The sequence below is a fragment of the Ferrovibrio sp. genome (assembly GCF_025869515.1).
GTDB lineage: Bacteria > Pseudomonadota > Alphaproteobacteria > Ferrovibrionales > Ferrovibrionaceae > Ferrovibrio.
This window is the reverse complement of the sequence record NZ_JAOZVR010000010.1, coordinates 22,400-37,663: the sequence shown is the minus strand read 5'-3', so window position 1 is coordinate 37,663 and position 15,264 is coordinate 22,400. Positions and strand designations below refer to the sequence as shown.

Sequence of the window (15,264 nt, the reverse complement as noted above, 5' to 3'; positions counted from 1 at the left end):
CAGCCGTTTTGGGCGGGCCTTCTCTAACGTGTATGCAATCACCATACCGCCGGATTATTCGACTAAGATACTAGAAAATATCACTTATTACAGAATATCCGTGTCGTAAATTTAATCGCGCCCGAATGCAATTGCATATAATTTAGTCATATTTCGGGCGACGCCAATCAAGCACCCGGCCGGCGAAAATTCCTCAAACGGAGGATTCCCGCAGCCCGATCAGACGATTACCCGAAGCGGCCGGCCCGCCGCAGAGGCATGGCACGCGCGTTGCACCGTGTATGCAAAGCACAACGCAGCCCGGGGGCTCCAACCATGTCGCTATTGTCCATGTACCGCCTGCCCATCCATCGGCGTGTCTTCCTGTTCGCGTCGTCGGCCATTCTTGCGGCAGTCGCACTCGCCGGCACTCCGGCCTTCGCACAGTCGCGCCAGGAAACCCTGGTGGTGCTGGTGGAGAACGGCCCCAACAGCATGGATATCCATGGCGTCGGCACCAGCTTCCGCTCTTATGTGGCGGCCTGGAACATGTACGACCGCCTGGTGACTTTCGGCATCAAGACGCTGCCCGACGGCACGCAGTCTTACGACTACAGCAAGATCGTGCCGGAACTGGCCGAGAGCTACGCGATGGCGCCGGACGGCAAGTCGGTCACCTTCAAACTGCGCAAGGATGCCAAATTCCACGATGGCGCGCCGGTCACCGCGGCCGATGTGAAATGGTCGTATGACCGCGCCGTCAGCGTCGGCGGCTTCCCGACCTTCCAGATGAAGGCCGGCAGCCTGGAGAAACCCGAACAGTTCGTGGTGGTGGACGATTACACCTTCCGCGTCGACCTGCCCAAGCAGGACAAGCTGTCGCTGCCCGATATGGCGGTGGTGGTGCCGGCGATCTTCAATTCCAAGCTGGCCAGGCAGCATGCCACCGACAAGGACCCCTGGGCGATGGAGTGGATGAAGACCAACTCCGCCGCCGGCGGTGCCTTCAAGCTGGACAAATGGTCGCCGGGCCAGGAAATCACCTTCAACCGCAACGACGACTGGAAGAGCGGTCCGCTGCCCAAGATCAAGCGCGTGATCATCCGCGAGGTGCCTTCGCCGGGCAACCGCCGCGCCCTGATGGAACGTGGCGATGCCGATATCTCGGTCGACATGCCGCAGAAGGATTCGGCCGAGATCGTCGCCGAGAAAGGCACCGGCAAATACATCGTGGTCGGCGTGCCGATCGAGAATTCGCTGAAATACATCGGCCTGGTCACCACCCAGAAGCCCTTCGACAATGCCAAGGTGCGTCAGGCGGTGGCCCATGCCGTGCCCTATGAGCAGATCTACAAGTCGGCGGTCTACGGCCGCGGCATTCCGATGGCGATGGGACCGGGCGATGCGCCCAAGGATGCCAGCTGGCCGCAGCCCTTCCCCTACAAGACCGATCTGGCCAAGGCCAAGCAGCTGCTGACCGAGGCCGGCTATCCGGACGGCTTCGAGACCACCATCTCGATCGACCTGGGCGATGCCACCGCGTCGGAGCCGGAAGCCGTGCTGCTGCAGGAGGCGCTCGGCAAGATCGGCATCAAGGCCACCATCGAGAAGATTCCGGGCGCCAATTTCCGCAACGCCATGCTGCAGAAAAACCGCCCGATCCATATCGCCAGCTTCGGCGGCTGGCTGAACTTCCCGGATTATTTCTTCTTCTGGGGCTATCACGGCCAGAATGCGGTGTTCAACACCATGGCCTACCAGAATCCGAAGATGGACGCGCTGATCGACGCCGCGCGCTACGAGGCCGATCCGGCCAAGTACAAGAACGAGGTGATGGGCTTCATCAAGCTGGCGATGGACGAGGCGCCGCGCATCCCGCTGTATCAGCAGATTCTCGATGTCGGCATGCAGAAGAACATCAAGGGCTATACCTACTGGTTCCACCGCCAGCTCGATTTCCGCCAGATCGAGAAGAAGTAAGCGTAAGCGGGAACGGACGAAGGCCGGCCATGCTGTCCCTGATCGGCAAGCGGATCGTCAGCGCGATTCCCAGCGTGATCGGCGTGCTGGTGGTCACCTTCGTCCTCACCCGTGCCCTGCCCGGCGACCCGGCCGCCTATTTCGCCGGGCCCGCGGCAACACCGCAGGCCATCGAGGAAGTGCGCCGCAGCCTCGGCCTCGACAAGACCCTGCCGGAACAGTTCGTCGTCTACATCAAGGATCTCGCCACCGGCAACCTGGGCAATTCGATCGCCACCGGCCAGCCGGTGCTGACCGAAATCCGCACCCGGCTGCCGGCCTCGCTGGAACTCACGCTCTACGGTCTGCTGGTCTCGGTGCTGATCGCCGTGCCACTCGGCGTGCTGGCGGCCACGCGGCCGGGGTCGTGGATCGATCATCTGTGCCGCGTCGTCACCACGGCGGGCGTATCGCTGCCGGCCTTCTTCACCGGACTGCTGCTGGTCTATGTGCTGTATTACCGGCTCGGCTGGGCGCCGGCACCACTGGGGCGGCTCGACATCTTCTATTCGGCGCCGACGACCGTGACCGGCTTCTATACCATCGATGCGCTGATCGAAGGCAATCTCGAAATCTTCCGCGCCGCGCTGGCGCAGCTGCTGCTGCCGGTGACCGCGCTTGCCGTCTTCACGCTGGCGCCGCTGGCGCGCATGACCCGCGCCGCCATGCTGGAGGTGCTGGGCAGCGACTTCATCCGCACCGCGCGCGCGTCGGGCCTGCCCAAGGGCAAGATCGTCTACGGCTATGCCTTCCGCAACGCCATGCTGCCGGTGGTGACCACGCTGGGCATGGTGTTCTCCTTCCTGCTCGGCGCCAATGTGCTGGTCGAGAAAGTCTTCTCCTGGCCCGGCATCGGCACTTTCGCCATTGAGGCGCTGGTGGCATCCGACTATGCACCGATCCAGGGCTTCGTGCTGACCATGGCGCTGCTTTACGTGATGCTCAACCTGGCCATCGACGTGCTTTACATCGTGATCGATCCGCGCGTGGGGTTCGAGTCATGACGACGACCGCGACGCTGAAGCATGTGCGCTATGTGCTGACCGAGAATCCGGTCACGCTGTTTGCCTTCGGCCTGTTCGGTTTCATCCTGTTCTGCGCCATCTTCGGGCCCTGGCTGGCGCCGTACGATCCGCTCGCCACCGATGGCGCGGCAACGCTCAGGCCGCCATCTGCCGCGCACTGGTTCGGCACCGATGCGCTCGGCCGCGATATTTTCAGCCGCGTGCTGGTGGCGACCCGGCTCGATCTCGGCATCGCTTTTGCCTCGGTGATCCTGACCTTCGCCATCGGCGCGCTGGCCGGCATCGCCGCCGGCTTTTTCGGTGGCTGGGTCGACCGCGCCGTGGGCCGGCTCGCCGACACGATCATGGCCTTTCCGCTGTTCGTGCTGGCCATGGGCATCGTCGCGGCCCTGGGCAACACGGTGGGCAATATCGTGCTGGCCACCGCCATCATCAACACGCCGCTTTACGCGCGCGTCGCCCGCGCCGAGGCCAATATCCGGCGCAACGCCGGTTTCGTGGAAGCCGCGCGACTGTCAGGCAACGGCGAGGGGCGGATTCTTCTCTTGCAGATCCTGCCCAATATCCTGCCGATCCTGATGGTGCAGTGCTCGCTCACCATGGGCTATGCCATCCTCAATGCCGCCGGCCTGTCGTTCATCGGCCTGGGGATCGCGCCGCCGACACCGGAATGGGGCATCCTGGTGGCCGAGGGCGCCGCGCTGATGATTTCCGGCGAATGGTGGGTGGCGCTGTTTCCCGGCCTCGCCCTGATGACGGCGGTGTTCTGCTTCAACCTGCTGGGCGACGGGTTGCGCGATATCGTGGACCCCAGGAGGCGCACATGAGTGCGCCGACCAGATATACGGCGAGGCGCACATGAGTGCCGTCCCCGTCCTCAGCGTCGACAATCTCAGCGTCGAATTCCGCACCCGCGGCGGCATCGTCAAGGCGCTGGAGCGGGTCAGCTTCACCGTCAACAAGGGCGAGATGGTCGCCATCGTCGGCGAGTCCGGTTCAGGCAAGTCGGTGACGGCCTTTACCGTGATGGGCATTCTCGATGCCGCCGGCCGCGTCAGTCATGGCACCGCCACCTTCGGCGGCCTGGACGTGCTGCAGGCGCCGGAAGCGGTGATGCGCGACATCCGCGGCCGCGAAATGTCGATGATCTTCCAGAATCCGCGCGTCGCATTGAATCCGATCCGCCGCGTCGGCGACCAGATCGCCGATGTGCTGCTGCAGCATGGCAACGTCACCCGCCGCGAAGCGCCGCAACGCGCCATCGAGATGCTGGCCCGCGTGCGCATTCCCGATCCGGAACGGCGCGCCAGGGCCTATCCCTTCGAACTGTCGGGCGGCATGTGCCAGCGCATCATGATCGCCATCGCACTGAGCTGCGCGCCCAAGATGCTGATCGCCGACGAACCCACGACGGGCCTTGACGTCACCACGCAGGCGGCAATCATGGACCTGATCGCCGAGCTGGGCGCCGAACAGGGCATGGCGACGCTGCTGATCACCCACGATCTCGGCATGGCGGCGGAATACTGCGACCAGATCGTGGTGATGCATGCCGGCCATATCGTCGAGGCGGCGCCGACGGCGGACCTGTTTGCGCATCCCCGCCACCCCTATACCGCCAAGCTGATCGCGGCGACGCCGAAGCCGAGCGTGCGCCTGCGCGATCTGGTCGCCATTCCCGGCAACCTGCCCGACCTGCGCGCCGCCGAAATCGCCTCATGCCGCTACAGCGCGCGCTGCGAGCGGCGCCAGCCGCGCTGCGACCAGGCCCTGCCGCATGTGCTGGGCGAACAGAGGAACAGCATGGTCGCCTGCTGGAATCCGCTATGAAGGATATTTTCAACACGCCGCTGCTGGATGCCCAGTCGCTGCACAAGCATTTCCCGATCGGCAAGACGCCCGGCCTGTTCGCCAGAGCACGCGGTTCTGCAGGGCCGGTCCCCAGACTGCACGCCGTGGACGACGTCACCTTCACCATCGCCAGGGGCGAGACGCTCGGCCTGGTCGGCGAAAGCGGCTGCGGCAAGTCGACCCTGGTGCGCCTGCTGACCCGCCTGCTCGATCTCACCGACGGCAGCATCCAGTTGGATGGCGAGGAGATCGGTCATCTGCCGGCGAAAGGCTTCGGCAAGAGTCTCTATCGCCCGCGCATCCAGATGGTGTTTCAGGATGCCGGCGACAGCCTCAATCCGCGCTTCACGGCCTTTGCCGCCATCGCCGATCCGCTCCGCCGGCTGAAGCCGCTGCCGCGCGAGGCGCTGAAGGCCCGCGTGGAAGAGTTGGCCGCCATGTGCGGTCTGCCGCTGGAACTGCTCGGGCGCTTTCCGCACCAGCTGTCGGGCGGCCAGAAGGCGCGCGTCGGCATCGCGCGCGCCATCGCGGTGGAACCCGATCTGCTGATCCTGGACGAACCGACGGCGGCGCTGGACGTCTCGGTGCAGGTGGTGATCCTGCAGCTGCTCGACGACCTGAAACAGCGGCTTGGCATGAGCTACCTGTTCGTCAGCCACGACCTCAACGTGGTACGGCTGCTCTGCGACCGCGTGATGGTGATGTATCTCGGTCGCATCGTCGAGACCGGCCCGGCCGAGCGGGTGTTCCGCCATCCGGCGCATCCCTATACCAGGGCGCTGCTGTCGGCGATTCCGCATTTCGACCAGATCAAGGGGAGCGACGGCGCGGCTTCTGTGCCGCGCCTGCGCATCAGCGGCGAGCCGCGCAGCCCGATCGACCCGGATCCGAAAGTCTGCCGCTTCCACGGCAGGTGTCCGCAGGGGACTGAGGCCTGCACACAGGCCATGCCGCTGCTGCAGGGTGTCGGGCCCGGCCATTCCGTTGCCTGCCACTTCCCAATCATCGATACTGGGATCGATACTGTACGCGCGGACACCGATGAACCGGATTCGCTGATCGAGGATGTTGCATGAGCCAGGATGCGTTCGACGCCGAAGCCTATCTGGAGGCGGCCGCCGCCGCGATGGGGCTGGACATTGCCCCGGAGTGGAAACCCGCCGTACTCGACAACCTGGTGCGCTCGCGCCAGATCGCGCAGGCCGTGCTGAGCTTCCCGCTGCCCGACACGATCGAGCCCGCCTCGGTATTCAAGCCGTAAGCCCAACACCATGATCGATGTCCAGAGCAAGGCTTTCGAGATTGCCGCCGCCGTGCGCGACGGCAAGTTGTCCGCCACCGAGGCGCTACGGGTCTCCCTGGCGCGCATTGAGAGCAGCAATCCGGCGCTGAATGCCTTCACCGCCGTCACCTCCGAACGCGCCCGCGCGCGCGCCGCCGCCATCGACCAGGCGCGCGACGAGGGCAAGATGTTAGGCCCGCTCGCAGGTGTTCCATTCGCGGTGAAAAACCTGTTCGATGTCGCAGGCCTCGCGACCCTGGCCGGATCGAAGATCAATCGCGACAGCCCGCCGGCCGGAGCCGATGCGGCGCTGGTGCAGCGGCTGGAAGCCGCCGGTGCCATCCTGGTCGGCGCGCTGAACATGGGCGAATACGCCTATGACTTCACCGGTGAGAACATCCATTACGGCCCGTCGCGCAATCCGCATGACCCGACCTGCATGTCGGGCGGGTCCTCGGGCGGCTCGGGCACTGCGGTGGCATCGGGCATGGTGCCGCTGGCGCTGGGATCGGATACCAACGGCTCGATTCGCGTGCCGTCCTCGCTCTGCGGGTTGTTCGGCCTGAAACCGACCTTCGGCCGGCTCAGCCGCCACGGCAGCTTCCCCTTCGTGGCCGACCTCGACCATCTCGGACCGATGACGCGTTCGGTGACCGACCTGGCGCTCAGCTACGACGCCATGCAGGGACCGGACGACATGGATACCTGGTGCGCGCAGAAGCCGGCCGAGCCGGTGACGGCCAAACTTGATGCCGGCATCGACGGCCTGCGCATCGCCGTCGCCGACGGCTATTTCGCCGATCAGGGCGATCCGGAAGTGCATGAAGCCGTCGCTGCCTTTGCCAAAGCGCTGAAGACCGAACGTCGCGTCACCGTCCCCGAAGCCGGACGCGGCCGTGCGGCCGCCTATGTGATCACGACAGTCGAAGGGGCGAATCTCCATCGCGAACGCCTGAAGACGCGGGCCATGGATTTCGATCCCGCCGTGCGCGACCGCTTCCTCGCCGGCCTGATGCTTCCCGCTGACTGGCTGGTGCAGGCGCATCGTTTCCGCCGCTGGTACCAGGCGCGCGCCGCCGAACTGTTCAAAGAGGTCGATATCATCCTGGCGCCGGCGACGCCGCGCGTGGCGCCGAAACTCGGCCAGGCGATGATGACACTGAACGGCGTGGAGATGCCGGTGCGCGCCAATCTTGGTCTGTTCACGCAGCCGATCTCGGCTATCGGCCTGCCGGTGGTCGCGGCACCTTATGCCGAGCGGGCCGGCAAGCTGCCCATCGGTGTGCAGATCATCGCCGCGCCGTGGAAGGAAGAGCTGGCCCTGCGGGTGGCGCGGCGACTGGAATCCATCGGCATTGCCGCATCGAAAGCTGTCTAGAGGATTGCATGGATATCAACATTCCCGAGGTCGTGGCCGAGATGACCACCGCCTTCATGCGTTACGAAAAGGCGCTGACCAGCAACGATGTCGCCGTGCTGGACGAGCTGTTCCACAACAGCCCGCTGACCATGCGCTACGGCGTGACCGAGAATCTGCATTCCTACGACGAGATCATGGCGTTTCGTGCCGGACGGCCCTCGGCGGGGCTGGAGCGCGAGATTTACAATACGCGCATCACCACCTACGGCCGCGACTTCGCCACGGCGAATACCGAATTCAAGCGCGCCAATTCCACCAGGACCGGACGGCAGAGCCAGACCTGGATCCGCACGCCCGAAGGCTGGCGCGTGGTCAGCGCGCATGTCAGCCTGCTGCAGGACCCGGCTTAAAACTCATGCATGACCGGCGGTGGGGCTGCGGCGCTCGGCCTGCCCCATGCCGGATAACGCAGAGGCCAGTAACTCGGCAGCCAGCCGTTCGCTGACCGGCAGCGGCGCATGGATCATGGCCGCGCGGATCGCGGTCGCCATGGTCAGCGCCTGCAGCACATCGCCGTTGCTGGTGTCGCCGAGCAGGCCGATCTCGCGGTCGAGCGTATCGAGCACGGCGGTCAGCAGCTGCGACACCCGCATCGGCGAACCCGTCTCTCGATGCAGCGGAAAGCTGATCTCGAAAACATCGCCGGTTTTTGTGCGTGCGGTATAGGGCAGATGGTTGGGCATGCGCTTCTCCGGGGATGGGCTGCGATGCAGCGGGACGCCTCAGGCGAGCGGCACCAGTTCGACAGCGACGCCGATGCGATGCGGCCCGCCGCCCAGCACCACGCCGCGCACCGGACTGATATCGCCGTAATCGCGGCCGAAAGCGGCGGTGACATGCTCGTCCGAGCAGATCAGGTTGTTGGTGGGATCGAGATCGATCCAGCCGTGATCCGGCCCGCACCACAGGCTGATCCAGGCATGGCTGGCATCGGCGCCCCGCAGAGCCGTGTTGGGCAGGCCGCTGACCGGCGCATCGCCGGCGCGCAGCGTGCGGATATAGCCCGAGACATAACGCGCGGCGAGCCCCAGGCCGCGCAGCATGGCGATTTCCAGATGGGCGAAATCCTGGCAGACGCCGGCGCGTTTCTGCATCACGGCAGCGACCGGGGTGAAGATTTCCGTCGCCATGGGATCGTAGCGGAAATCCTTATAGATTCGCCCGGTCAGGTCGCGCGCCGCCGCCAGCACCGGCCGGCCTGGCGTGAAACTGGCGAGCGCATAGCGGATCGCCTCGTCGCTCGGCAGCGCCAGCGGCGAGTCATGGATGAATTCGCTTTCCGCCACCGGCACGGGGAAGCCATCGCCGGCCAGGGCATCGCGCAGGCTTTCCCAGCCGGGCGTCGCCTCGGGATCGGGCGCCTGCACCGGATCGACCTCGACTTCGGCGCGCAGCTCGACATTGAAGCGAGTATGCGATTCACCCAGCGTCAGCCAGGCGACACGATTGCCGAAATGATCCTGCTGCTCCGACATGCGACCGGCCGACGGGCTGGTGCTGACCGTGCAGGACTTGACGCGCTGGCGCGGCAGGTCCGGCAGCGCCAGATGCAGCATGTGGTGCGAGATATCGACTGCCCAGGAATAGGTGTAGGAGGTGGTATGGCGCAGGCGGTAGCGCATGTTACGACCCGAAGCCGAAAGAACGCGCGACCTGCACGTGACTGAAATAGGTGCGTGACAGCTGATCGGAGACATCCATCAGCGCATCACCGGCGGCATCCAGGCTGCCGCGCAGGCGGGCGGCGAGCTGCACCATCTCCTCGCGGCCGATCTCGTCGCGGTCGAACAGCACCACCAGATCAGCAAACGGCCGCGCCAGAGCCATGCAATCGGCACCGCGCGGCGGCGCTTCGGAATTGGGCATCGCGTCGAGATGCTGGGCCATGGCATGCAGCTGGAAAGCCAGGGCGTGCGGATTGCTGGCATCGAGCAGCAGCAGATCGAAGACGGCGGCGGCCTGCAGCGAGGCGCGGTAGCGGCGCCGGTAGGTGAGCGTGGAATCGCTGACTTCCAGGGCGATACGGAAGGCCGAGTCGCTGCTGGCACCGAGCACCGTGGTGGCGGCCGAAACACTGCGGGTGATGAAAATCGCGCGCTCCAGCCGGCGGCCGAAATCGATGAAGCGCCAGCCCGAGCCGCGCGTCATGTGTTCCGACAGCATGCCGGCGATGGCCGCGGTGGCGCGGATCATCTGGTCGCAGAATTCCAGCATGGCATCGGCATCGCCGGTGGCAGACGGCCGGCTCTGGCGCAGCTCGCCGAGCAGATGGTTGAACATGCGCCACATATCGGCCGAGAAGCGGTGGCGGGAGACGGCGGCCAGCCGTTCAATGCCATCCAGCGTCTGGCCCAGCAGCTGGCCGGAGGTGCAGGCGCGCGTAATCGCGCCGGCGAACAGGGCGGAATCGGGCGGCGCCGCAGCGGCGCGCTGATCGAGGATGCCGCAGCGCGCCAGCGCACGGGCCAGCACCGCCATCTCGACCATGTCGCGCGCGGAGGCGAATTCGCCGACCAGACGCGTGAGCACGGCGCGCAGCAGGCGGGCGCCGTCATCGAGCCGTTCAACCGAGCGGCCGAGCCAGAACAGGTCGTCGGCCACGCGGCTCTGCAGGGTCCCCGACGAACGCCGCAGTGCCAGGCGCTGGCGCGTGCTGCTGCCACGGATGATGGTGGGCGACTGATCCTTGGCGACGACCCAGACATCCTTGTTGACGCCGCCGCGCTGCAGCGTGGCGCCGAAGGGATCATTCTGTGCCGGCACGCGGGCCAGACCGCCCGGCATCACCACATAATCGTCGCCATCGGCCACCACCTGCACACGCAGCAGGATCGGCTGCGGCTCAAGTCCATTGGCGCCGAGGCCGGGCGAAACCGACGGAACGATACGCTCCTGTGCCACGTAATCGCCAGGATGCGCCTTGATCTGCGCCAGCAGGCTGACCTTTTCAGCATCAGGCAGGGCGGCGACGACAACCGGCTGGTCGTTCAGGCCATAGGCACCGCGAATCACCATCTTGTCGAAATTCTGTTCCACTTCCTTCAGCGCGTAGGACTGTCCGCACCACCAGGTGGCGATGGAGGGCATGGCGAGGTCTTCGCCGATCAGCTGCTGCGCCAGTTTCGGCAGGAAAGCATGCAGCGCCGGCGCACCGGCCAGGCCGCTGCCAACGGCATTGCACACCACCACCTGGCCATCGCGTGCCGCCTGCATCAGGCCGACGACACCGAGCGTGGAATCGGCACGCAGTTCCAGCGGATCGCACCATTCGCCATCCAGACGCCGCATGATGACATCGACCGGCTCGAGACCCGCCAATGTCTTCAGGAAGACGCGGCCCTCGCGCATGGTGAGATCGGCGCCTTCCACCAGCGTGGCACCCAGTTCGCGCGCCAGATAGATATGCTCGAAATAGGCCTCGTTATAGGGGCCCGGCGTCAGCAGCACGACACGCGGATTGTCCGACTGCGCGCCGCTCTGCAGCCGCGGCGCGCGGTTGGACAGATCGGCCTGCCAGTATTCGAAATAGGCATTCAGCGGCCGCACGCGGCATTGCCGCAATGCCTGGCCCAGCAGGCGCGACATCACGCGGCGATTCTGCAGGGCGTAGCCCGCACCGGCCGGAGCCTGGCTGCGGTCGGCAATCACGCGCCAGATGCCATCCGGGCCGCGCACCAGCTCGGCGGCATAATGCTGCAGCATGCGGCCCTGGGGTTTTCCGTCGGTGCGGCGCGCGGCGCGCAGGAAATCGCGGTGGCCATAGACCAGCGCCGGCGGGATGCGCCTCTCGTGCAGCAGGGACATCGGTCCGTAGAGATCGCGCAGCACGGCATCGAGCAGGCGCGCACGCTGGATCAGGCCAGCCTCGATACCGGCCCATTCCTCGGCCGACAGCAGCACCGGCACCGGATCCAGCCGCCAGGGCCGCTGCTCGGGCAAAGGCGGCGCAATGGCGCCGCCGGTGCCGTCAGGCAGTTCGTAGAGATTATAGGTGACGCCCTCGTCTTCCAGATACTGGCGACCGCGCTCGGCACGTTCGGCCAGGCCGGACGGCCCCAGTTCGCTCAGGGTGGCGAGCAGCGGCTGCCAATGGCCACGGATCAGTCCCTGGCCGGTGACCATCTCGTCATAGGCGTCGGCCAGACTCCCGGACACGGCGGCAGGCGCGGCAGTCCGTGCGGCCGCCGCGCCGGAAGCCGTGGTTGGAGCCGGTGAAACCGGGACCTGCAGGGGCGAATTCACAGGGCTGGCCCTTCGCGTCCGAATCGGACGGGAAGTTTAACCGGTTCGCAGGTCGAGGGTAAGCGGCTGTTCACCCGGCGGCTGTGCCGCCGGGACAGGCATGCTGCCCGGTGTATGGCCCATGGCGAAAAAGCGGGCACGGCGGCGCGCCTCGGCCTCGTTGGCGTTAACCGGGAAGGTGTCGTAGTTGCGCCCGCCGGGATGCGCGACATGGTAGGTGCACCCGCTGAGCGAGCGGCCGGTCCAGGTGTCAAACAGATCGAAGACCAGCGGAGTATGCACATCGATGCTCGGATGCATGGCGCTGGGCGGCCCCCAGGCCTTGTAGCGCAGGCCGGCAACATATTCGCCGGGCACGCCGGTGGCACGCATCGGCACGGCGCGGCCGTTGCAGGCCACCAGATGGCGGCCATCGACCAGACCCTTCACTTTCACCTGCAGGCGCTCCACCGAACTGTCGACATAGCGCACGGTGCCGCCGGCGGTCGCCTCCTCACCCAGCACATGCCAGGGTTCGAGCGCATGGCGCAGTTCCAGCTCGATGCCGCGCGCCGCCAGTTCGCCGATCTTGGGGAAGCGGAATTCTGCATGGGCGGCGAACCAGTTCGGATCGAAGCCCAGGCCCTGCTGGCTGAGATCATCCAGCACGTCGTTGAAATCCTGCAGGCAGAAATGCGGCAACAGGAATTCGTCATGCAGGCGGGTGCCCCAGCGCACCGGCTTGCGGGTATAGGGCTTGTCCCAGAAGGTGGCGAGCAGCCCGCGCAGCAACAGCTGCTGTGCGAGGCTCATGCGCACATCGGGTGGCATTTCGAAGGCGCGCAGTTCGACCAGACCAAGGCGACCGGTCGGGCCATCGGGCGAATAGAGCTTGTCGATGCAGAATTCGGTGCGGTGCGTGTTGCCGGTGATATCGACCAGCACGTTGCGGAAGATGCGATCCACCAGCCAGAGTGCCGGATTGGGATTCTGCTCGACCTGATCGAAGGCGATCTGCAGGTTGACCAGCGCATCGTCGCGCCCCTCATCGATACGCGGATGCTGCGAGGTCGGGCCGATAAAGAGGCCGGAAAACAGATAGGAGAGCGACGGATGGTTCTGCCAGTAGCCGACCAGGCTCTTCAGCAGGTCCGGCCGGCGCAGGAATGGGCTGTCAGGCGGCGTCGCCGCACCCATCACCACATGATTGCCGCCGCCGGTGCCGACATGGCGGCCATCGAGCATGAATTTCTCGGTGCCGAGCCGGGTCTGGCGCGCTTCCTCATACAGGATCGTGGTCTTCTCGGCCAGTTCGCGCCAGGTCGACGAGGGGTGGATATTCACCTCGATCACACCGGGATCTGGCGTGACGCTGAAATGCAGCAGGCGGGAATCGCGCGGCGGCAGATAGCCCTCGATCACCACCTTCCGGCCCAGCACCACCGCGGTGTCTTCAATCGCGGTGACCAGATCGAGATAGTCTTCCGCCTGTTCCAGCGGCGGCATGAAGACATGCAGCAGCCCGCCGCGCGGCTCGATGCACATGGCGGTACGCACCACGGAGGGATCGGACTGCTGGTTCTTCGGCAGCGCCGCCTGATCACGCGGTGCCGATGCGGCGGCATAGTTGCGCGCCTGGGCCCAGGCCTGCATGCGGTCGGCAACGATGCGGTTGGCCTGGCGGAACACTTCATGCGGCGGCAGCGGCGGCTGCTCCATCATGGTGTCCGGCGCATGCTGGTAGGGATACTCCTTCGCCGTCACCCAGGGCAGGGAATCGAGCGGCAGGCGCAGCCCCATCGGTGAATCGCCGGGCAGCAGATACATGGTCTGCGGCCGGAAGAACCAGGCCCCCGAGCGCCAGCGCTTGGCGCCATCTGTTGTGGGCTCGCGGGTCAGCGGCAGGGCATAGCCCACCACCTTGTCGAGGCCCTGTTCGAAGATGCGGGCGAGCCGCGCGCGTTCTTCCGGTTCCTTGAGATGCGACTGGAAGGGATCGACATTCACCGGCAGGCGGCGTTCGCGCCACATGTAATACCAGAGATCCTCGAAGCCGGGGATGCGATAACCCGGATCGAGCTGCAGCCGTTCGGCCAGGGCCGCCGTGAAGATATCGGCATCCGACACATTGGCACCGTCGCCGGCATCTTCATCGGCCGCCAGCAGCGCGCGTTCGCGCCAGACCGGCTCGCCATCCTTGCGCCAGTGGCAGCTGAGTGCCCAGCGCGGCAGCTGTTCGCCCGGATACCATTTGCCCTGGCCGTAATGCAGCAGATGGCCCGGCGCGAAGCGGTCGGCCAGGCGGCGGATCAGCTTGCCGGCCAGCGTGCGCTTGTTCGGCCCGAGCGCCGCGGTATTCCATTCGGCGCCTTCCATGTCGTCGATGGAGACGAAGGTCGGCTCGCCGCCCATGGTGAGGCGCATATCGCCTCTGCTCAGTCGCGCATCGACGACATCGCCGAGCCTGAGCATCTTGTCCCAGTCAGCATCGGAAATCGGTTTGGTGACGCGCGGCGTTTCATGGAACCGCGTCACCTTCATGTCGTAGGAGAAATCGACCTCGGCCTTCTCGATCGCGCCGCTGATGGCGGCGGCCGATTGCGGCTCGGGCGTGGCGGCGAGCGGGATATGCCCCTCGCCCGCCATCAGGCCCGATGTCGGATCGAGACCGATCCAGCCGGCACCGGGCAGATAGACCTCGACCCAGGCATGCAGATCGGTGAAATCCGCCGTCGGCCCCGACGGGCCGTCCAGCGCCTTCACATCGGCGACGAGCTGGATCAGGTAGCCGGAGACGAAGCGCGTGGCGAAGCCGAGATGGCGCAGCGCCTGCACCAGCAGCCAGGAGGTGTCGCGGCAGGAACCGCTCTTGAGCTGCAGCGTCTGCTCGGCGGTCTGCACGCCGGGTTCGAGCCGGATCAGATATTTGATCTCGCTGGAAAGCCGCTGGTTGAGACCGACAAGAAAATCCACCGTGCGCTCGGCCTTGCGCGGCACCGTGGCGAGCCAGGCGCTGAGCAGCTTGCCGGGCGGATCGGCGCGCTGGAACGGCGCCAGGTCTTCCTTCAGGTCGGGATCGTAGTCGAAGGGGTATTTCTCGGCCGCCGGCTCAAGGAAGAAATCGAAAGGGTTGATCACCGCCATGTCGGCAACCAGATCGACCGCCACCTCGAAATGATCGGTACGTTCAGGGAAGACCAGGCGAGCGAGGTAGTTACCTTGCGGGTCCTGTTGCCAGTTGATGAAATGGTCCTTGGGCGAGATTTTCAGCGAATAGCTGATGATCGGCGTACGGCAATGCGGCGCCGGCCGCAGCCGGACCACCTGCGGACCCAGGCTGATCAGCTTGTCGTAGCGATAGGTTGTGCGGTGATGCAGGGCGACCTGGATGCTCATGCGCTCTCTCGGCGGGACTTATGCCAGACGATGCAATCGGTATGCCGCGCCGCTGTCCAGTGAAAACGTCT

General features: G+C 65.7%; 12 protein-coding genes. 8 read left to right on the top strand and 4 right to left on the bottom strand.

Going from position 1 to position 15,264, the window contains the following annotated elements:
* Window positions 1-315 precede the first annotated feature (315 nt).
* The 8 genes from OJJ21_RS01630 to hpxZ are packed head-to-tail and all read left to right on the top strand — an operon-like array spanning window position 316 to window position 7,926.
* Entirely contained in the window at window positions 316-1,959 is a 1,644-nt protein-coding gene (locus OJJ21_RS01630) for an ABC transporter substrate-binding protein (RefSeq protein ID WP_297682632.1), read from the top strand.
* Between the two features lie 29 nt (window positions 1,960-1,988).
* Window positions 1,989-3,002 (top strand): ABC transporter permease, encoded by a 1,014-nt coding sequence (locus tag OJJ21_RS01625; protein ID WP_297682631.1) that lies wholly within the window; start codon window positions 1,989-1,991, stop codon window positions 3,000-3,002.
* Window positions 2,999-3,850 carry an ABC transporter permease gene (locus OJJ21_RS01620; protein WP_297682630.1) on the top strand — a complete coding sequence of 284 codons (852 nt, stop codon included), beginning with the start codon at window positions 2,999-3,001 and terminating at the stop codon, window positions 3,848-3,850. The genes OJJ21_RS01625 and OJJ21_RS01620 overlap by 4 nt, the downstream gene beginning before the upstream one ends.
* Before the next feature lie 31 nt (window positions 3,851-3,881).
* Window positions 3,882-4,853, top strand: coding sequence for an ABC transporter ATP-binding protein (locus OJJ21_RS01615; RefSeq protein ID WP_297682629.1), 972 nt, complete (start codon window positions 3,882-3,884; stop codon window positions 4,851-4,853).
* Window positions 4,850-5,950, top strand: coding sequence for an oligopeptide/dipeptide ABC transporter ATP-binding protein (locus tag OJJ21_RS01610; protein ID WP_297682628.1), 1,101 nt, complete (start codon window positions 4,850-4,852; stop codon window positions 5,948-5,950). Before OJJ21_RS01615 ends, OJJ21_RS01610 begins: the two co-directional genes overlap by 4 nt.
* Complete coding sequence (locus OJJ21_RS01605) at window positions 5,947-6,135, top strand: DUF4089 domain-containing protein (protein WP_297682627.1); 189 nt, start codon at window positions 5,947-5,949, stop codon at window positions 6,133-6,135. The genes OJJ21_RS01610 and OJJ21_RS01605 overlap by 4 nt, the downstream gene beginning before the upstream one ends.
* A 10-nt stretch (window positions 6,136-6,145) precedes the next feature.
* Window positions 6,146-7,534: an AtzE family amidohydrolase gene (locus OJJ21_RS01600; protein ID WP_297682626.1), complete on the top strand. Its 1,389-nt coding sequence runs from the start codon at window positions 6,146-6,148 to the stop codon at window positions 7,532-7,534.
* A gap of 8 nt (window positions 7,535-7,542) precedes the next feature.
* The gene (gene hpxZ, locus OJJ21_RS01595; RefSeq protein WP_297682625.1) at window positions 7,543-7,926 is read left to right on the top strand and encodes an oxalurate catabolism protein HpxZ; all 384 of its coding nucleotides are present in this window, start codon (window positions 7,543-7,545) and stop codon (window positions 7,924-7,926) included.
* A gap of 3 nt (window positions 7,927-7,929) precedes the next feature.
* Here the strand turns inward: hpxZ and OJJ21_RS01590 are convergent, their stop codons facing one another.
* From OJJ21_RS01590 to OJJ21_RS01575, 4 genes are all read right to left on the bottom strand, one after another.
* Window positions 7,930-8,259, bottom strand: a complete 330-nt coding sequence (locus OJJ21_RS01590; protein WP_297682624.1) for a hypothetical protein — start codon at window positions 8,257-8,259, stop codon at window positions 7,930-7,932.
* Between the two features lie 39 nt (window positions 8,260-8,298).
* A complete protein-coding gene (locus OJJ21_RS01585) occupies window positions 8,299-9,198 on the bottom strand; it encodes a transglutaminase family protein (RefSeq protein WP_297682623.1) in 900 nt (299 codons plus the stop codon).
* A 1-nt stretch (window position 9,199) separates the two neighbouring features.
* Window positions 9,200-11,731 carry a circularly permuted type 2 ATP-grasp protein gene (locus tag OJJ21_RS01580; RefSeq protein ID WP_297682622.1) on the bottom strand — a complete coding sequence of 844 codons (2,532 nt, stop codon included), beginning with the start codon at window positions 11,729-11,731 and terminating at the stop codon, window positions 9,200-9,202.
* Window positions 11,732-11,854: 123 nt separating this feature from the next.
* Complete coding sequence (locus tag OJJ21_RS01575) at window positions 11,855-15,193, bottom strand: transglutaminase family protein (protein ID WP_297682621.1); 3,339 nt, start codon at window positions 15,191-15,193, stop codon at window positions 11,855-11,857.
* Window positions 15,194-15,264 lie beyond the last annotated feature (71 nt).